Source organism: Streptomyces sp. S186, from assembly GCF_051603415.1.
Lineage (GTDB): Bacteria > Actinomycetota > Actinomycetes > Streptomycetales > Streptomycetaceae > Streptomyces.
Window position 1 is genome coordinate 4,420,351 of sequence record NZ_CP193932.1, and the last position, 18,989, is coordinate 4,439,339.

At 75.2% G+C, this 18,989-nt stretch carries 15 protein-coding genes; 11 read left to right on the forward strand and 4 right to left on the reverse strand.

The features are described from left to right. Nucleotides 1-86: 86 nt before the first annotated feature. Complete coding sequence (locus tag ACRAS8_RS18995; protein WP_438487234.1) at nucleotides 87-659, forward strand: GbsR/MarR family transcriptional regulator; 573 nt, start codon at nucleotides 87-89, stop codon at nucleotides 657-659. 56 nt (nucleotides 660-715) lie between these two features. Here ACRAS8_RS18995 and ACRAS8_RS19000 read toward each other — a convergent pair whose 3' ends face one another. Next, on the reverse strand, nucleotides 716-1,708 hold the full coding sequence (locus ACRAS8_RS19000; protein ID WP_438487235.1) for a hypothetical protein: 993 nt from the start codon (nucleotides 1,706-1,708) through the stop codon (nucleotides 716-718). A 237-nt stretch (nucleotides 1,709-1,945) separates the two neighbouring features. Between ACRAS8_RS19000 and ACRAS8_RS19005 the strand changes: the two genes are divergently transcribed. Next, nucleotides 1,946-3,232 (forward strand): adenylosuccinate synthase, encoded by a 1,287-nt coding sequence (locus ACRAS8_RS19005; RefSeq protein WP_438487236.1) that lies wholly within the window; start codon nucleotides 1,946-1,948, stop codon nucleotides 3,230-3,232. Between the two features lie 45 nt (nucleotides 3,233-3,277). Here the strand turns inward: ACRAS8_RS19005 and ACRAS8_RS19010 are convergent, their stop codons facing one another. Next, entirely contained in the window at nucleotides 3,278-4,840 is a 1,563-nt protein-coding gene (locus ACRAS8_RS19010; RefSeq protein ID WP_438487237.1) for a serine/threonine-protein kinase, read from the reverse strand. Between the two features lie 362 nt (nucleotides 4,841-5,202). Here ACRAS8_RS19010 and ACRAS8_RS19015 point away from each other — a divergent pair, with 362 nt between their 5' ends. From ACRAS8_RS19015 to ACRAS8_RS19030, 4 genes are all read left to right on the forward strand, one after another. After that, complete coding sequence (locus tag ACRAS8_RS19015) at nucleotides 5,203-6,003, forward strand: polyphosphate polymerase domain-containing protein (RefSeq protein ID WP_438487238.1); 801 nt, start codon at nucleotides 5,203-5,205, stop codon at nucleotides 6,001-6,003. 237 nt (nucleotides 6,004-6,240) lie between these two features. Then, nucleotides 6,241-7,599: an aspartate aminotransferase family protein gene (locus ACRAS8_RS19020; RefSeq protein WP_438487239.1), complete on the forward strand. Its 1,359-nt coding sequence runs from the start codon at nucleotides 6,241-6,243 to the stop codon at nucleotides 7,597-7,599. A gap of 150 nt (nucleotides 7,600-7,749) precedes the next feature. Beyond that, nucleotides 7,750-8,427: a GntR family transcriptional regulator gene (locus ACRAS8_RS19025; RefSeq protein WP_438487240.1), complete on the forward strand. Its 678-nt coding sequence runs from the start codon at nucleotides 7,750-7,752 to the stop codon at nucleotides 8,425-8,427. 97 nt (nucleotides 8,428-8,524) lie between these two features. Continuing rightward, nucleotides 8,525-9,175 (forward strand): hypothetical protein, encoded by a 651-nt coding sequence (locus tag ACRAS8_RS19030; protein ID WP_438487241.1) that lies wholly within the window; start codon nucleotides 8,525-8,527, stop codon nucleotides 9,173-9,175. A 48-nt stretch (nucleotides 9,176-9,223) separates the two neighbouring features. On the opposite strand, the gene ACRAS8_RS19035 is transcribed toward ACRAS8_RS19030, so the two are convergent. Continuing rightward, complete coding sequence (locus ACRAS8_RS19035; protein WP_438487242.1) at nucleotides 9,224-10,033, reverse strand: SLATT domain-containing protein; 810 nt, start codon at nucleotides 10,031-10,033, stop codon at nucleotides 9,224-9,226. 321 nt (nucleotides 10,034-10,354) lie between these two features. Here ACRAS8_RS19035 and purD point away from each other — a divergent pair, with 321 nt between their 5' ends. The 3 genes from purD (at nucleotide 10,355) to ACRAS8_RS19050 (ending at nucleotide 15,683) form a co-directional block, all read left to right on the forward strand. Next, complete coding sequence (gene purD, locus ACRAS8_RS19040; protein WP_438487243.1) at nucleotides 10,355-11,611, forward strand: phosphoribosylamine--glycine ligase; 1,257 nt, start codon at nucleotides 10,355-10,357, stop codon at nucleotides 11,609-11,611. Between the two features lie 550 nt (nucleotides 11,612-12,161). Next, entirely contained in the window at nucleotides 12,162-14,024 is a 1,863-nt protein-coding gene (locus tag ACRAS8_RS19045) for a hypothetical protein (protein WP_438487244.1), read from the forward strand. A gap of 177 nt (nucleotides 14,025-14,201) precedes the next feature. Continuing rightward, the gene (locus ACRAS8_RS19050) at nucleotides 14,202-15,683 is read left to right on the forward strand and encodes a N,N-dimethylformamidase beta subunit family domain-containing protein (RefSeq protein ID WP_438487245.1); all 1,482 of its coding nucleotides are present in this window, start codon (nucleotides 14,202-14,204) and stop codon (nucleotides 15,681-15,683) included. A gap of 29 nt (nucleotides 15,684-15,712) precedes the next feature. Here ACRAS8_RS19050 and ACRAS8_RS19055 read toward each other — a convergent pair whose 3' ends face one another. Beyond that, a complete protein-coding gene (locus ACRAS8_RS19055) occupies nucleotides 15,713-16,621 on the reverse strand; it encodes a LysR substrate-binding domain-containing protein (protein ID WP_438487246.1) in 909 nt (302 codons plus the stop codon). Between the two features lie 101 nt (nucleotides 16,622-16,722). On the opposite strand from ACRAS8_RS19055, the gene ACRAS8_RS19060 reads away from it, so the two are divergent. Together ACRAS8_RS19060 and ACRAS8_RS19065 are read left to right on the forward strand one after the other, a co-directional pair. After that, entirely contained in the window at nucleotides 16,723-17,970 is a 1,248-nt protein-coding gene (locus ACRAS8_RS19060) for an MFS transporter (protein WP_438487247.1), read from the forward strand. A 112-nt stretch (nucleotides 17,971-18,082) separates the two neighbouring features. After that, nucleotides 18,083-18,982, forward strand: coding sequence for a phosphoribosylaminoimidazolesuccinocarboxamide synthase (locus tag ACRAS8_RS19065; protein WP_438487248.1), 900 nt, complete (start codon nucleotides 18,083-18,085; stop codon nucleotides 18,980-18,982). Nucleotides 18,983-18,989: the final 7 nt, after the last annotated feature.

Here is an 18,989-nt window from a genome sequence, read left to right on the forward strand (position 1 = left end):
AAGGTACGCTACTTTCACAAATTTGTGAAGTTAAGAAACCGTATAAAGTTGTGGGAACGGCGCTGAACAGGGGAGATGATGCGGACATGAGCGAGCAGCGAGAGCGGGAAACGGGCGCGACGGCGGGCCGCGACGACGCGGCGGTGCTGACGTTCGTCGAGCGCTTCGCGGCGCAGATGGTCGACGCCGGCATGCAGCGGATGCCGGCCCGGGTCTTCTCCTGTCTGCTGGCGTCCGACTCCGGCGTCCTGACCTCCGCCGAGCTGGGCGAGCGGCTCCAGGTCAGCCCGGCGGCCGTCTCCGGCGCGATCCGCTATCTCTCCCAGGTCGGCATGGTCAGCCGCGAGCGCGAGCCCGGCTCCCGCCGCGACCGCTACCGCGTCCACAGCGACCAGTGGTACGAGGCCCTGACCCGCCGGGACAGCGTCCTGACCCGCTGGGAGGACGTGCTGCGCGAGGGCGTGGACAGCCTCGGCCCGCAGAGCGCCGCCGGCCGCCGCCTCGGCGAGACCCTGGCCTTCACGGAGTTCATGCAGCAGGAGCTCATGGGCATGATGGAACGCTGGCGCGAGCACCTCGAAGAGCTCCGCACGGAGGAGCAGGAGGGCGGCCCGGCGACCGCGGAGACCCGGCGGGAGAACGGCCCGGCGCGGCGCTGACCCCGGGGCCCCGGGGTCCGGCCACCGCCCCGCCCGTCCGGGCGCCGGGCCACGCCTCACCCCTGCCGTGGCAGCCGCAGCCGCCAGGCCCCCGGCTGCACCGTCCACGTCCGGGTCCGCACCGGCCCGCCGACGAGCGCGTCCGCCCGGTAGCGGAAGTCCGCGCCGGACACCGTCACGGCCCGCGCCCGGACCCGCACCGGCCGCTCCTCGCCCGGCCAGTGCACGACCACCTCGGCCAGCCCGCCGGGCCACCCCGCGCGGCCGTCGGCCCCGTTGGCCCCGTCGGTCCCGGAGGCGCGGTCCGCGGCGCCCGGCATCACCGACACCCCGCGCACCGGCCGGTCCAGATCCGCCAGCAGCGCCCCGTCCGCCTCGATCCGCAGCCGCAGCCGCTGCGCGGGTACCCGCGCCCGCCGCACGGCCGCGGGCGCGGCCAGCAGCGACAGCGCCGTACGGGCGGTGCGGGCGGCCGGCCGCCACCAGGCGCGGAGGCCGTCCCCCGGATCCACCGCGCCGGGGCCCGCGCCCCCGGGGGCCGCGGCTCGCTCCGGGCACCCGGCCGCCTCCGGCACCGCCCGGCCGGTGCGTTCCTCCGCGGCGCCGTACACCGTGTACTCCGGCAGTGCCCCGTCCGCGTCCCCGCACGGGATCCGCAGGCCGCCCAGCACGATGCCGTCGCTGTCGTCCGTGAGCAGGTCCATCGGCCGCTCCCCGCCGTCCAGGACGGTCCGCGCGGCGGCCACCGCGTCCGTGGGGACGCCCAGGGTCCGGCTCAGCGCGACCGTCTCCGGCGTGCCCACCGGGACCAGCGACAGCGGCACTCCGGACAGTTCGCGCTCCCTGTGGAGCAGGCCCACCGCCCGCAGCAGCGCCCGGTCGTCACCGACCACCACGGGGTGGCGCCGGCCGCGCCGGGCCAGCGCCTGGAGGAATTCCTCCGGCCCCTCCGGCAGGCAGATCTTCGCCCCCGCGCCGGCGCACAGGACGTCCTTCGCGATGCGCACGGATTCGCCGTCCGTCCTGCGGGCGACCGGGTCGATGACCACAAGCAGGGGGCACCCCCGAACGGAGTCCGCGGGAGAGTGCCCAGAAGACTGCGCCGACACCTCGGTCCTTCCTCAGGTAGCATCTCGGTGCAAGAGCCCCTTGCGCTATTGCGCCAGGGGCTTCGTCTATTCCGGGGCACCGGTCCGACGGCTCCGGCGACGACGTACGCGTGACCACGCGTGCGCCGCGCCATCCACGCACGTTGGACATGCCCCGCCCGGAAGGGGTGTACGCCTGTGCCCGCACTTGTGCTGCTCGGTGCTCAGTGGGGTGATGAGGGCAAGGGAAAGGCCACCGACCTGCTCGGTGGATCCGTGGACTACGTGGTGCGCTACCAGGGCGGCAACAACGCCGGCCACACGGTCGTCGTCGGCGACCAGAAGTACGCACTGCACCTCCTCCCTTCCGGAATCCTCTCGCCGGGGTGCACCCCGGTCATCGGCAACGGCGTCGTCGTGGACCCGGCGGTCCTGCTCTCCGAGCTGAGCGGGCTCAACGACCGCGGCGTCGACACGTCCAAGCTGCTCGTCAGCGGTAACGCGCACCTGATCACGCCGTACAACATCACCATCGACAAGGTGACGGAACGCTTCCTCGGGAAGCGGAAGATCGGCACCACCGGCCGCGGCATCGGCCCGACCTACGCCGACAAGATCAACCGCACCGGCATCCGCGTCCAGGACCTCTACGACGAGTCGATCCTGATCCAGAAGGTCGAGGCGGCCCTCGACGTCAAGAACCAGCTGCTCACCAAGCTCTACAACCGCCGTGCCATCGAGGCCGGACAGGTCGTCGAGGAGCTGCTGGGCTACGCCGACAAGATCAAGGGCTACGTCGCCGACACCACCCTGATCCTCAACCAGGCCCTGGACGACGACAAGGTCGTGCTCTTCGAAGGCGGGCAGGGCACCCTGCTCGACATCGACCACGGCACGTACCCCTTCGTCACCTCCTCGAACCCGACCGCGGGCGGTGCTTGCACGGGCGCGGGCGTCGGCCCCACGAAGATCAGCCGGGTCATCGGCATCCTCAAGGCGTACACCACCCGCGTGGGCGCCGGCCCGTTCCCGACCGAGCTGTTCGACGAGGACGGCGAGGCGCTGCGCCGGATCGGCGGCGAGCGCGGCGTCACCACCGGCCGGGACCGCCGCTGCGGCTGGTTCGACGCGGTGATCGCCCGCTACGCCACGCGCGTCAACGGCCTGACGGACTTCTTCCTCACCAAGCTCGACGTCCTCACCGGCTGGGAGCAGATCCCGGTCTGCGTGGCCTACGAGATCGACGGCGAGCGCGTCGAGGAACTCCCCTACAGCCAGACCGACTTCCACCACGCGAAGCCCGTCTACGAGATGCTGCCGGGCTGGTCCGAGGACATCACCCAGGCGAAGACCTTCGCCGACCTGCCGAAGAACGCCCAGGCGTACGTCAGGGCGCTGGAGGAGATGTCGGGCGCCCCGATCTCCGCGATCGGCGTCGGCCCCGGCCGGGACGAGACGATCGAGATCAACTCGTTCCTGTCCTGACCGGGCCGTTCCCGGGGTGACGGCGAAGGCGCGGTGCCTTCGCCGTCACCCCGTTTTCGTGTACAGCAGCGGCGCCAGGCCGCCCGCGTCGTCGAAGGTGCGCCGCAGCTGTCCGGCCATCAGCTCCAGGGTGCTGGGGGACCCGGCCCGGCAGGTGTCGGGCGGGCCGGAGACCACGGTGGACGGGCCGAGCCGCACCGGCGGGCCGGCGCTCTTGAGGGTCGCGGTGAACCGGCAGTCGTACGTGGGGCCGGTGGCCTGCATACGGAGTACGGTCTCCCCGGGCTTCCCCTGGACGAGGGTGAAGCGGCGGACGTCCAGGCCGGAGTCGCCCACCGTCGTCGACCAGACGCCCAGATAGCCGGCCGGGATGCCGCCCGGCGGGGTCGTGGGGGCCGGGGTCTTCTCGGTGGCGGCGGCGCTGCCGTCCGGGCCGCCCAGCAGCGCGTACGCGGTGGCTGCGGCCGTCCCGGCCAGCACCAGTCCGGCCGCGAGCAGCAGCATCCGGCCGGTGCGGCCCCGACGCGCCGGGGCCGCACCGGCCCGCGGGGCGACGGTGGCGGACGCCGGCCCGGCCGGGGCCGCGGCGGAACCCCCGTGGGGGTGGACGGCGGTCGGCGCGGCCGCCGTCCGCTCCGCGCCGTGCTGCGGGTCCTCGGCCTCCAGCAGCTCCACGGCGTGCCGCCCCAGGCGGGCGACCAGCGCCCCCGGGAGCCAGGGTTCGTCGTCGGCCGCCCCGCCGCCGGGCAGGCCGTCCTCCGCCCGCGCCGCCAGCTCCTCGGGAGCCGGCCGCCGCGCGGGGTCCTTGGCCAGGCAGTCCGCGACCAGTCCGCGCAGTCCCTCGGGGAGACCGGTCAGGTCCGGCTCCTCCTGGGCGATGCGGTACATCATCGCGTGCGGCAGCGTCGTCTCGGTGCCGAACGGCTGGCGGCCGGTGGCCGCGTAGACCAGCACCGAGCCGAGCGAGAAGACGTCGCAGGCCGGGCCGAGCGGCTCGCCGCGGACCTGCTCGGGCGCCATGAAGGCGGGGGAGCCGACCGCGGAACCGGTGGTCGTCACCGCGCTCGTGCCGAGGCCCTCCAGGGCCCGGGCGATGCCGAAGTCGATGACCCGCGGGCCGTCGAGGGTGAGCAGGACGTTGGACGGTTTGAGGTCGCGGTGGACGAGGCCGGCGGCGTGGACGGAGCGCAGCGCGCGGGCGAGCCCGGCGGCCAGGATCCGCACCGTGCGCTCCGGCAGCGGGCCGCCGCCGGCGACGGCCTGCTGGAGGGAGGGGCCGGCGATGTAGCCGGTGGCCAGCCAGGGCGTCCCGGCCTCGGTGTCCGCGTCCAGGACGGGCGCGGTCCACTCCCCGCCGACCTTCCGGGCGGCCCGCACCTCGCGGCGGAAACGGGCCCGGAACTCCTCCTGGTCGGCCAGTTCCGTGCGCACCAACTTGACCGCGACGGTCCGGCCGCGGTCCGAACGGGCCAGGAACACCCGGCCCATGCCGCCCTCGCCGAGCCGTCCGAGCAGGCGGTAGTCGCCGATCCGCCGGGGATCGTGGGCGCCGAGCGGTGCCAGTCCCCCGAGCCGTCCGGCCGGTCCCCGCTGCCTCGCCTGTGCCATTGCTCCGCCGCCCCTTCGCCCGGCCCGCCCGCCTCCGCCTGCGGGAGCGGCCGCTCGTCCGCGGTGAGGATATCGAGGCCGTGCGCACGGACGGTGGGGCGGTATTCGGCCAAGGCACGCGCCTCGGAGGCGGAGCGCGCCGGTGCTGCCCACCAGGGAGCGGCCGGCCGCCGCGGGCAAGCGGGCAGGTGGGGCGACATCGCGTCAAGAGTCGGGCGCCGTCCGGGAGATGACGGACTGGATGTCTGATTCCGCGTCCCGGAACTTCCCGCGGTTATCGATCGTAAAGAAAGGAGAAAAACCGCAGAGAGCGACGACAGGACCCGCACGATCCCCCGTCCCCCTTTCCGCAAGGAGACCGTGTGATACCCGCCGTACGAGCCATCGCGCGCGCCACCATGGCCGCCCGCCCCGTCCCGCTGGCCGAGGTCCAGGCGCGCGCCGAACTCCTCGCGCGCTTCAGCACCACCTACCTCGTCCCGGTCGACGTCTTCGCCGCCTTCGCCGCCGAACTCACCGACCGCCACCGCCCCGGCGGCCCGTTCGCGGCGCTGTGCATCAACGGCCGCCGCTGGTTCCGCTACCGCTCCGTCTACTACGACACCCCCGACCTGCGCTCCTTCCACGACCACCGGCAGCGCACCGCGCTCCGCTTCAAGATCCGCGAGCGGCTCTACGCGGACACCGGGGAGCGGCAGTTCGAGGTCAAGCTCAAGGGCGAGCACGGCCGCACGGTCAAGCACCGGCGGCCCCTGATGCCCGGCGACCCGGCCCTCGGCGCGGCCCCGCGCGACTTCCTCGCCACCGTGCTCGACCGCTCCTACGGCATCCAGGCCCCCACCGAACTGGGCCGCTCCATCGAGACCGACTACCAGCGCGCCACCTTCGTCGCCGACGGCCAGCGCGTCACCTGCGACGCCGCGCTCGTCTGCCGCGACCCGGAGACCGGCCGCTCCGTACGGGCCGACGGCGGTCTGGTCGTCGTCGAGACCAAGACCGCCGGCCGGCTCACCGAGGCCGACCGGCTGCTGGCCGGATCCGGCGTCCCGGCCGCGGACTTCACCAAGTACTGCGGCGGGCTGTCGGCGCTCCGCCCGCACCTCTACGCCAACCACTGGCGCGGCCCGGTCCGGACCGCGTTCCCCGCGGCCGCGGCGGCCTGAGACGTGTGCGGGGCGTTACGCCCCGAACGCCGCGGATCCTGACGGTGCCCGGGGGCAGGCACCCAACTCCCGGGCATCCCTGGAGTTTCCTCCAGGACCGTAGACATTCTGTCCGCCCCCGTGGTGAGCGCCATACACAGTGTCGGTACCGGCCGACGGAACGTGATCCCTAGGCTGGGGGCCGTCCGCCGCGCCGTCCGGCGGCGGAACCGAGCGACCCGATCCGAGGTACCGACCGTGACCACGCCGCATCCCGACCCCGCCGCCGGCGCCGCCGTCAAGGCCGCCGACCGCGCGCACGTCTTCCACTCCTGGTCCGCCCAGGGCCTGATCGATCCGCTGCCGGTCGCCGGCGCGGAGGGCTCGTACTTCTGGGACCACGACGGCAACCGCTACCTCGACTTCTCCTCCCAGCTGGTCAACACCAACATCGGCCACCAGCACCCCAAGGTCGTCGCGGCCATCCAGGAGCAGGCCGGCAAGCTGTGCACGCTCGCCCCCGGCTTCGCGGTGGACGTCCGCTCCGAGGCCGCCCGGCTGATCGCCGAGCGCACCCCCGGCGACCTCGACAAGATCTTCTTCACCAACGGCGGTGCCGAGGCGGTGGAGAACGCCGTCCGGATGGCACGGCTGCACACCGGCCGCCCCAAAGTGCTCTCCACCTACCGCTCGTACCACGGCGCCACCGCCGCCGCGATCAACCTCACCGGCGACCCCCGCCGCTGGCCCTCCGACACCGGCGCCGCCGGCGTCGTCCACTTCTGGGGCCCCTTCCTCTACCGCTCGCCGTTCCACGCCGGGAACGAGGCCCAGGAGTGCGAGCGCGCCCTGGCCCACCTGGAACAGACCATCGCCTTCGAGGGCCCCGGGTCGATCGCCGCGATCATCCTGGAGACCGTGCCCGGCACCGCCGGCATCATGGTCCCGCCGCCCGGCTACCTCACCGGCGTCCGCGAGATCTGCGACCGCCACGGCATCGTCTTCATCCTCGACGAGGTGATGGCGGGCTTCGGCCGCACCGGCCACTGGTTCGCCGCCGACCACTTCGGCGTCACCCCGGACCTGCTGACCTTCGCCAAGGGCGTCAACTCCGGCTATGTCCCGCTGGGCGGTGTGGCGATCAGCGCCGAGATCGCCGCCACCTTCGACCAGCGGCCCTACCCCGGCGGCCTGACCTACTCCGGCCACCCGCTGGCCTGCGCCTCCGCCGTCGCCACGATCAACGCGATGGCCGAGGAGCGGATCGTGGAGAACGCCGCGGAGATCGGCGAGAAGGTCATCGGCCCGGCGCTGCGCGAGATCGCCGAGCGGCACCCCTCGGTCGGCGAGGTCCGCGGCCTGGGCGTCTTCTGGGCCCTCGACCTGGTCCGCGACAAGGAGACCCGCGAGCCGCTGGTGCCCTACAACGCGGCCGGCGCCGACAACGCCCCGATGGCCGAGTTCGCCGCGGCCTGCAAGCGCGGCGGCCTGTGGCCGTTCGTGAACATGAACCGCACCCACGTCGTCCCGCCCTGCACCGTCACCGAGGCCGAGGCCAAGGAGGGCCTGGCCGCCCTCGACGAGGCCCTGGCGGCGGCGGACGCGCACACCGCCTGAGCGCCCCGCCGGACGGCGGCCGCGCGGTCCTCGCCTATCGTGGGCGGGGGCCGCGCCGCGTCGTTTCACGTGAAACCGCGGCACCCGCCTCGCCTATGGTGAGGAGGGCCGCTGCCGACGCGGCCATGGACGTCGAAGGAGACGCACCGCATGGCCCCGGGCCCGGACAGCTCAGTGATACGGCGCAGCACCCTGCGCGAGCAGATCGCCGACGCGCTGCGCGACGAGATCCTGGCCGGCCGGCTGCCCTCCGGCCACCCCTTCACCGTCAAGGAGATCGCCGACCAGTACGGCGTCTCCGCGACGCCGGTGCGCGAGGCACTGCTCGACCTGTGCGCCCAGGGCCTGCTCGACGTCGAACAGCACCGCGGCTTCAAGGTCCACGCCTTCACCACCGACGACTTCCGCGCCATGGTCGAGGCCCGCACCCTGATCATCGAGGGCATCTTCCGCAGCAACGCCGAACGGGCGCTGCTGGCCACCCCCGCCGAGGTGCTGATCTCCATCCGCCGCCGCGCCGAGGAGGCCGAACGCGCCGCCCGGGCCGGCGACCTGGACGTCCTCATCGGCTACGACCTGCGGTTCTGGCGCGAGCTGAGCGGCATCGTCCAGAACGCCTACATCAGCGACTTCCTGGACCGGATCCGCGTCCAGACCTGGATGTTCGCGGTGCCGCTGCTGCGCCGCGAGCCGCACCTCAAGGGCCGCCTCTGGCACGGCCACAGCGAACTGGCCGATGCCCTGCTGCGGCACGACCTGCCGGACGCCCAGCGGCTGATCGCCGACTACAACGCGCACTCCCTCGCCCTCGTGGGAACGGCCGGGTAGCACTACGCTGTCCCGACCATCGGCCGCAAAGGGGCCGTCCTCCGCGGCCGTACGTGCGCCGGTGCCCCCGTCCCCGACCGGAAGCGAGCCCTCACCCGTGGCATGTGATCTGTGGCTGGTACCCCTCGTCGACGTGCTGTGCCACAGCCCCGACAACCCGTTCTCCGAAGAGATCGCCGCCTACAACGACGCCCTGGTGGGCGCCGGCCTGCCGGAGATCCCGGTCTTCAGCTACATGCCGGGCCTCTCCGGTGACGTGGCGCCGGTCGCCGGTTTCGACTACGACGCCCTGCACTTCCTGCGCCGCGCCTACCTGCTGCGGCTGTGCGGCCTGGAGGTGACCCCGGTCGACGAACTCGGCGGCGACTACGAGCAGTTGCTGGAGATGTTCGAGACCACCGCACAGCAGTCCCACCTGGTCTGGCACTACGACCACGCGGGCGCCTACGTCCCGGTCGACTTCCCGCACCCGCTCGCCACCGAGGAACTGCTGTCCGGCGGCGGGCCCCTGGGCTCCTCCCACGGACTGCTGCGGGACCTCGAACTGGTCGCCCCGGCGCTCGGCATCGACCCGGCCAACCCGCCGGCCGCCCCCGCGCCGCCGGCCGGCCCCACCTCCCTGGAGGAGCGGGCCGCCGCGGCCCCCCTGGACGACGGCCCGTTCGCCCGGGAACGGCACGTCTGGCTCGGACTGCACGCCGCCGCCACCCGGAGCCTGGGCCAGGGCTCCATGATCGTCTTCAGCTGAACGGGCCGGACCGGCGGGGCGGCGCGCCCCGGCCCCGCCGGCCCCGGCTCAGCGCGGCGCCTCCGGCGGCCGCTGCCGCGGCATGTTCGGCCGCGTACCGGGCTGCCGCGGATACCGCCCCGGCCCCGGGCCCTCCTGCCGCGCCGCCGACCACGGCAGCGCCGCGTGCGTGGCCTGCGGCACCGGAGCCGACCGGAACGCCACCATCCAGTCCGCCGTCTCCGTGCGCACCAGCTCCCCGATGTCCTCGTTGAACCGCCGCAGCACGCCCAGGCAGCGCTCCGCCGCCTCGCTCGCGGTCCCCTCGGCCGGCCCCAGCACCTCCCGCACGCTCTCCGCCGCCCAGTCGAACTGCAGCGCCTCCAGCCGCCGGTGGATGGCCTGCGCGGTGGCCAGGTCCCGCATCCAGCCCGCGGTCAGCCCGAAGTACCGGTCGCAGCCCACGCACACCGCCGCCAGCAGCAGCGTCAGCGCGCCCCACGGCGCCCCGTGCCCCCAGACACCGGCGAGGTCGAGCAGCGGCAGCGTCCCGCTCGCGGTCCCCGCGGCGGCGGCCCCCAGCCGCAGCGCCCGCGCCCCGCGGCGCTTGGCCAGCCGGTCGCGCAGATACCAGTCGGCGGTGCGCAGCGCGCCCTCCTCGCTCCAGAGATACAGCGCGTCCAGCCGGCTGCCCGGCTCCCCCCAGTCGCCGTGCGGGAACGCCCGGCCCACGAGATCGCCGCGGCCGCGGAGCGGGCCGGCGGGGCGCCGCTCGGGCCGGCCGTGGTTCCGGTGCGGCTCCGGGGAACGCCCGCGGCCCCGGTCGGCCCCGCCCTCGCCCCGAGGGGGCCCCTCGGGCTGCATCTCCGGCTGACTCACCCGTGCGCTCCCTCGTACGCGGATCCGTGGGGTGCGCGCATGGCTGGCCTGCGGAACGTCTGCGCACCGCCCCCTTTCCTACCGCCGAACGGCTGGCCTCTGTCCCAAGATCGCCCGTTTTCCGCCCGGAAGTGGTGGGGGATCCGGTATAGGACGTGCGCGGATCTCACCCGAAAGAGTTGCCGCCGCGCGGGCGGACGACGAGGGCGCCGGCGCCGCCGCCTGCCGACGACACCGGCGGTTTCCGGTCGGGGCCCCTCTTGTGCGATCGGGGCACGCCCGGCGGCCGCCCGCTTGGTGCGTTCGTCTAGGCTGCACGTCGTGAAGGTCCTCGTCATTGGCGGCGGCGCCCGCGAACACGCCCTGTGCCGCTCTCTGTCCCTCGACCCCGACGTCACCGCGCTGCACTGCGCCCCCGGCAACGCCGGCATCGCCGAGGTGGCCGAACTGCACGGGGTCGACGCCGTCGACGGCCGGGCGGTGGCCGACCTCGCCGCGCGCCTGGAGGCCGACCTCGTCGTGGTCGGCCCGGAGGCGCCGCTGGTGGCGGGCGTCGCGGACGCGGTCCGCGAGCGCGGCATCCCGGTCTTCGGCCCGTCGGCGCGGGCCGCCGAGCTGGAGGGCTCCAAGGCGTTCGCCAAGGACGTGATGGCCGCCGCGGGCGTGCCCACCGCCCGCAGCTACGTCTGTGCCACCCCGGAGCAGATCGACGCCGCCCTGGACGCCTTCGGCGCACCGTACGTCGTCAAGGACGACGGTCTGGCGGCCGGCAAGGGCGTCGTCGTCACCGAGGACCTCGCGACCGCCCGCGCGCACGCGCTGGCCTGCGACCGCGTCGTGATCGAGGAGTTCCTCGACGGTCCGGAGGTCTCGCTCTTCGCCGTCACCGACGGCGAGACCGTCGTCCCGCTCCAGCCCGCCCAGGACTTCAAGCGCGCCCACGACGGCGACGCGGGCCCCAACACCGGTGGCATGGGCGCCTACAGCCCGCTGCCCTGGGCCGACCCCGAGCTGGTCGACGAGGTGCTGCGGACCGTCCTGCAGCCCACCGTCGACGAGCTGCGGCGGCGCGGCACCCCCTTCTCCGGACTGCTCTACGCGGGTCTGGCGATCACCTCCCGCGGGGTCCGGGTGATCGAGTTCAACGCGCGTTTCGGCGACCCGGAGACCCAGGTCGTGCTGGCCCGTCTGAAGACCCCGCTGGCCGGTCTGCTGCACGCCGCCGCCACCGGCACCCTGGCGGCCTTCCCGCAGCTGCGCTGGAACGACGGCGCCGCGGTCACCGTCGTCATCGCCTCCCACAACTACCCGGGCACCCCGCGCACCGGCGACCCGATCGAGGGCCTGGCCGCGGTCGCCGAGCAGGATGCCCCGGACGCCTATGTGCTGCACGCCGGCACCCGGCGCGACGCGTCCGGCGCGGTGCTCAGCGCGGGCGGCCGGGTGCTGTCCGTCACGGCCACCGGCGCCGACCTGGCCACCGCCCGGGAGCGCGCCTACCGCGCCGTCGGCCGGATCTCCCTCGACGGCTCGCACCACCGCACCGACATCGCCGCGAAGGCGGCGGCGGGGGAGTAGGGGCGGCGCCCGGCCGCGGCCCGTACGTCCTTCGCGTTCGCGACCAGCCCCGTATCCACGACGACATCCACTAAGACCAAGGCATATGTCCGCATCTCCGGATCTCCGGGGATTTCGCCGGCATATGCCTTGGTCGCGCTCCGGGGGACGTGTCGCCGGTCGAAACGCGACCCAGACCCGCCCCTTTCCGGTCCGTTGCTTTACCCAAAGCCATTCCATCGAGTGACCGCGCGGGTATCCGGCTGACGAACCCGGAACCCCCAACTAGGGTGCCGCGCAAGCGTCCTGCGGCCGGCGGTACCCGGCGGCAGGGGGTGCGGCGTCCGCCGCTCCGGCGGGACCGGTGCCCGCACCGGGGCGAGCGCCCCGGCGGGCGTCCGGCAACTGGCCCACCGACATTGCGATGTCAGTGGCCGGTGCCACAGTGGGTGGGGAGTGAGCTCGCTCGCTCGTCCGCACACCGTACGACCGTCGTCCGTCCCGTGTTCTCTTTGTCCCACTCCGATCTCTCCGTCCCGCTCCGTCAGGACCGCTGGGGGTGTACAGGCTCGTGGCAAGTCCGGAAACAGGCGTCCTGGTGGCGCGTGCCCGCGCCCTCGCGGTGCTCCGCGTCCGCGGTGCGGCGCTGGCGGTGGCCCTGCTGCCGGCCGCGGCCGCCGTGGTCCTCCTCGTGGGCGGCGCCACCGGGCGGCTCGGCACCGAAGGCGGCTGGGCCCTCGCCCGCTGGGCGGTCGGCGGGCTCACCCTGGCGAGCCTCCTGCCGGCCGCGCTGGTCGCCGCCGTCGTCGCCCGCGCCCGGCCCGCGCTCAGCCCCTCCGTGCCGATCTCCGAGGACGCCGCCCCGGATCTCTACCGCCTGGTCCGCGACCTCGCCGACCGCCTCGACGTCCCCGCCCCCTCGGCGATAGCGCTCACCCCCGACTGCGACAGCTGGCTGGAGGACCGCACGCACCGCGCGCACGGCCCGCCGCGCCCCGCCGGGCGGGCCGGCCGCCGGGCGTCCGTGGCCCCGGTCCTGGTCATCGGCTCGCCGTTCCTGTGGTGGATGCGGGTCGCCGAGCTGCGCGCCCTGCTGGCCCCCGTGGTCGCCGGCACCGGCCCGTCCGCGCACCCGGACATAGCCGCCGCCCGCCGCTTCATCCGCGGCCTGGACGCGGCCGCCGCGGTCGCCGCCCGGTCCCGCGATCCGCTGCGCGCCCTCCCGCTCCGCTTCGTCGGCCGGGTCGCCCGGCTGCTGCTGCGTGCCGCCCGCGAGCACGCCATGCTCATGGAGCGCGGGGTCGCGGCCGCCGCCTCCGAGCGCGCCCAGGGCGTCGACCACGGCCTGCGGATCGTCGCCCAGGAACAGGTCGGCCTGGCCTACGCGGGCTGGGACCGCCTGCTGACGAGGGTCGCACTGCCCGCCTGGCGGCTGGGCCGCTGGCCCTCCCGGCTGGACGCCGGTGTGGTCTCCGCGCTCACCGAGCTCTCCCGCCGCGACCGCCTCGCCGAGGGGTTCGCCTCCCGTCTGGGCGAGCGGCCCGCCTGCGATCTCCTGGAGGAGCCCGGCACCATCGACCGCGCCGCCTCTCTGCTCGCCGCCCGGCTCTTCCACGGCGGCCCGGCCGAGCCCGGTCCGGACTGGTCGCCGGTCGGCTGGCAGCAGTATCCGCAGGAGATCGTGGACCGCAAGTGGCGCCTGGAGGCGGCCCGGCTGCACCGCGTCCTCGACGCCCTCCCGCCGACCGGCCCGCACGATCCCGGCCGGGAGGCCCCGGCCCGCCCCGCCGCCCCCGCGGACGCCCCGGCCCCCGCCGTCGCCCCGCGCCTCACCTACGCCGGCGCCCGCGGCCGTACGCCCGCCGCGCACCACCCCGTGGGCCCCGCCCGCGCCCTCGACGCCGAGCGGGCGGCAAAGACCCCCGCCGCCGACCCCGCCCCGTCCGCGGCCGCCCCGCCCGCCGCTCCGACCCTGGAACGGGTCATCGACCGCCTGGCCCACGACACCGGCGCCGGCGATCTGCTCGCCGCCCGGCTCGGCGCCGAGGTCGCCCGCGAGGAGCGCGAGGAGGCCGCCCGCCAGGCCGCCCGGGACCGTTCCGCACCGCCCGGCGGCACCGCCACCGCCGGCGTCGTATGGGGCGACGGCCCGGCCGACGGCCTCCCGCTCTTCCCCCTCCAGCCGCCCCGCACGGCCCGCGAGCTCCTCGCCGACCACGTCACGGCGATGGTCTGCTGCGCCGCCGTGGACACCGCCGGCGCCGCCCCCGGCCTGGACTGGCTCGACGGCCCGGCCCTCCTCGTGGACGGCACCCGCCGCTCCGACCTGGGCCGCCCGGTCCTCAGCCTGGTCGACGACGGCGACGCCGAACCGCTCCGCGGCTGGCTGCACCGGATCGGCGTCCGCCCGGAGAAGCCGGTCCGGCTCGCCTGACCCCGGGGGCCGCCGCCCGGCGGGGCGGCTGAATGTTCCCTTCCAGTTCGTGCTTCGGGCCAAGGGCCCCTAAATTCACGACGAAGGGTGACGAAGTGAGTGCGTAATGTGATGTGCTGGGGGATGGGTAAGGCCCGGTCGGCCGCGGCCATGGGGGACGCGGGAGGGGAGTGGAAGGTGGCGACGGAACAGATCAGGCGCTGGGAATCGGGCGCCCTCGCCCACGCGGTCACGGATCCGTTCGGGCAGGGCCCGCTGCCCTGGCTGCGCGGCAGCGAGACCTACTTCGACTCCGGCCGGATCATCCCCTGGTACGCCGACCCCGCCGTCGCCCACGGCGACCTGCGGCTGCCCGCCCCCCGAAAACACAACGGCCCCCGCACCGCCGACGACGTCCACCGCCAGATCAAGGGCTTCACCGTCCCCGGCGCGGTGGCCCCCGGCGAGGCCATCGACTTCCGGGTCTCGGTCGACCCGCCGCAGCCCTTCAGCATCGACGTCTACCGCATCGGCCACTACGCCGGCGCCGGCGCCGCCAAGATCACCACCAGCCCCCGCCTCGCCGGCATCGTCCAGCCCGCCCCGCTGCTCGTCGACCGCACCGTCTCCTGCCACCACTGGTGGCTGTCCTGGCGCCTCCAGGTCCCCACGTACTGGCAGCTCGGCGCCTACGTGGCCGTCCTGACCACGGCCGACGGCCGCTACCGCTCCCACATCCCCTTTACGGTCCGCGACGACCAGCCCGCCGACCTCCTGCTGCTGCTCCCCGACATCACCTGGCAGGCGTACAACCTCTACCCCGAGGACGGCCGCACCGGCGCCAGCCTCTACCACGCCTGGGACGAGAAGGGCGCCCTCCTCGGCGAAGGGGACGCCGCCACCACCGTCTCCTTCGACCGCCCCTACGCCGGCGCCGGCCTCCCCCTCCACGTCGGCCACGCCTACGACTTCATCCGCTGGGCCGAGCGCTACGGCTACGACCTCGCCTACGCCGACGCCCGCGACCTGCACGCCGGCCGGGTCGACGCCACCCGCTACCGCGGCGTGGTCTTCCCCGGCCACGACGAGTACTGGTCGGTGCCCATGCGCCGCACGATCGAGGCCGCCCGCGACGCCGGCACCTCCCTGGTCTTCCTCTCCGCCAACACCCTGTACTGGCAGGTCGAGCTCTCCCGCTCGCCGGCCGGCCCCGACTCCCTGCTCACCTGCCGCAAACGCCAGGGCCCCGGCCGCCCCGCCCTCTGGCGCGAACTGGGCAGTCCCGAGCAGCGGTTGATGGGCATCCAGTACGCCGGCCGGGTCCCCGAGCCGGCCCCCCTGGTCGTGCGCAACGCCGACCACTGGCTGTGGGAGGCCACCGGCGCCCACGAGGGCGACGAACTCCCCGGCCTGGTGGCCGGCGAGGCCGACCGCTACTTCCCGCGCACCAGCCTCCCCGCCCACACCCGCCGCATCCTGCTCTCCCACTCCCCGTACCACGACGGCGAGGGCGTCCGCCGCCATCAGGAGACCTCGCTGTACCGCGCGCCCAGCGGCGCCCTGGTCTTCGCGTCCGGCACCTTCGCCTGGTCCCCGGCCCTGGACCGCCCCGGCCACATCGACCAGCGCGTCCAGCGCGCCACGGCCAACCTCCTCGACCGCATCTGCAAGCGCGACTGAACCCCGCAGCCGACCGCCGCCGGCCGGCGCTACCGCGCCGCGTACTCCCCCAGCTCCCGCGCCAGCGCCACCGTCAGCGCCCGGAAGATCCGCACCTCCGGATGCGGGTCGCCGGACCGCGTCGCCAGCACGCTCTGCGCGCGCGGCGCGTCCAGCACCGGCACGAACACCGTCCCCGGCCACGGGTAGTAGCGGGCGAAGGACTTCAGCCCGGACCCCGCACCGCGCCCCGCCGCCACGCTCGTCAGCACATCGTGCGGGTTCAGCGCGCAGTCCGGCGCCCGCCGCTCGCCGTCCTGGAAGTAGAGGTAGTCGACGAACGGCCGCGGGGTGCGCGCCGGCAGCCGCAGGAACGGCAGATCGATGACGTCCGCGATCCGCACCCCCTCCCGCGCCGCGTCCGCCAGCGGCGACCGCGCGGAGACCGCCACGATCCGCTGCTCGGTCGTCAGGACGTCCACCTCGATGCCCTCGGCCCGTACCAGCGGCCGGACGAACGCCACGTCCACCCGGTCCTCGCGCAGCGCGCTGCAGTGCTCGGTGAAGTCCAGCTGCACCAGCGTCACCGGCACGTCCGGCCGGGCCCGGCGGAAGGCGTTCACCGCGGCCGGGGTCACCTCCGCCGACCCGTGGCTCATCACCCCGACGCGCAGCCCGCGCCCCGGTGCCGGCCGGCCCCGGGCGGCCTCGGCCACGTCCTCCACCGCGGCGTTCGCGGCCGCCAGCAGCGTCCGGGCGTGCGACACCAGTCGCCGCCCGGCGACCGTCGGCACCACCGGGCCCCGCCCGCGGTCCAGCAGCCGCGTCCCGAACTCCCGCTCCAGCTGCTGCACATGCTGGGTGACCGCGGCCGGCGACAGGAACAGCCGGGTCGCGGCCCGCCCGAAGTGCTGCTCCTCGACCACCGCCAGGAACGAAGACAGCCGGCGCAGATCCATACGCGCCACGATAAGCCGGGCCCGCGGCCCCGTCCGCGGGCCGTTCACGATTCCTGAACGGAGGCGGCGCGCCCGCCCGCCCGCGTCGTACAACCTCCCCCATGCCCCTGACACACACCCCGACGGTCCAGGCCGGCACCCCGGCCGCCACCGCGGCCCCGGCCCCCCGCCACTGGCTCCGCGCCGGCTGGCTGATGACCGCCTCCGGGTGGAGCGCCAACCAGTACTCCTCCCTCCTCGGCGCCTACCGCGCCCACCTCGGTCTGACCGCCGCCACCACCACCGCCCTCTTCGCCGTCTACGTCCTCGGCCTGATCCCGGCCCTCCTCCTGGGCGGCCCGCTCGCCGACCGCCTCGGCCGCCGCCGGGTCGCCCTGGCCGGCCTGGGCGTCTCGGCCCTGGCGACCTGCCTGCTGATGACCGGCCCGGCCGCCCCCGCGCTGCTGTGGCCCGGCCGCTTCCTCACCGGCGTCGGCGCGGGCACCCTGCTCACCGCCGGCAGCGTCTGGATCAAGGAGCTCTCCACCCCGCCGTACGGCACCGCCCCCACCCCTGGTGCCGCCGCCCGCCGCTCCGGCCTCTTCCTCTCCGCGGGCTTCGCCACCGGCGGCCTGGCCGCCTCCCTCATAGCCCAGTGGGCCCCGCACCCGATGGTGCTGGCCTACGTCCCGCACCTCGCCCTGTCCGCGGCCGCCGCGCTGAGCGCCGCCCGCGCCCCCGAGACCGCCCCGGCCCGGGCCCCGCGCACGGCGGCCACCGAACCCGCCGCCCCCGCCCACCGCATCCCCTTCCGCCGCCTCGTCGTCCCGGTCGCCCCCTGGGTCTTCGCCGGCCCCGCCCTTGCCTTCGCGGTCCTCCCCGGCCTCGTCGACGCCCGCCTGCACGGCTGGCAGACCGTCTACGCGGGGATCGTCACCGCCGTCACGCCCGGCGCCGGCCTCCTGGTCGCCCCGCTCGCCCGCCGGCTGACCGCCCGGCACCGCCTCGCCACCGCCGTGGCCGGCCTGCTCGTCACCGCCGCCGGGCTGCTCCTCGGTGCCCTGGCCGCGGCCCACGCCCAGCCGGCGGCCGCCCTGCTCGCCGCCGCCCTGCTCGGCGCCGGCTACGGCCTCTGCGTCGCCTACGGCCTCACCGAGGTCGCCGCGCTGGCGCCGCCGCACCACCTCGCCCGCCTCACCGCGCGCTTCTGGGCCGTCTGCTACCTGGGCTTCCTCACGCCCTACGGGGTCACCGTGCTCAGCGGCGCGTTCGCCCCGCCGGCGATCCTCACCGGCGTCGCCGTCCTGGCCCTGCTCACCCTCGCCGCGCTGCTCCGCCCCGGAGCCCGGCACTCCGCTTCGCTCTCCTGAAACGGGCCGCAAACGGGGCCGCCGCCCCGCCGACCCCGACCCTGCGGCGGAGCCGCCACCCCGCATACGGGAGAATCACCAGGACTCCTGGATCAACCTACGCGGAGGCAGCGTGTCCGGATTCGTAGAAAAGCCCGAGCCCGTGCAGGTCCCGGGACTCACCCACCTGCACACCGGCAAGGTGCGCGACCTCTACCAGAACGCCGACGGCGACCTCGTCATGGTCGCCAGCGACCGCATCTCCGCCTACGACTGGGTCCTCCCCACCGAGATCCCGGACAAGGGCCGGGTGCTGACCCGGCTCTCCCTGTGGTGGTTCGACCAGCTCGCGGACCTGGTCCCGCACCACGTCCTGTCCACCGAGGTCCCCGAGGGCGCCCCCGCCGACTGGGCCGGCCGCACCCTGGTGTGCCACTCGCTGGCGATGGTCCCGGTGGAGTGCGTCGCCCGCGGCTACCTCACCGGCTCCGGGCTCGCCGAGTACCGCCGGTCCCGCACGGTCTGCGGGCTGGCGCTCCCCGAGGGCCTGACCGACGGCTCCGAGCTCCCCGCGCCGATCTTCACCCCGGCCACCAAGGCCGCCGTCGGCGACCACGACGAGAACGTCTCCTACGAGGAGGTCGCCCGCCAGGTCGGCGCCGAGACCGCCGCCGAGCTCCGCCAGCTGACCCTCGCGATCTACGGCCGGGCCCTCGACATCGCCCGCGAGCGCGGCCTGATCCTCGCCGACACCAAGTTCGAGTTCGGCTTCCGCGAGGAGCGGCTCACTCTGGCCGACGAGGTCCTCACCCCCGACTCCTCGCGCTTCTGGCCCGCCGACCAGTGGCAGCCGGGCCGCCCCCAGCCGTCCTTCGACAAGCAGTTCGTCCGCGACTGGCTGACCTCGCCCGCCGCGGACTGGGACCGCACCGGCGAGCTGCCCCCGCCGCCGCTCCCGCAGGAGATCGTCGACCGCACCCGCGCCAAGTACCTGGAGGCGTACGAGCGCCTCACCGGCCACCCCTGGGCCTGACGCCCGC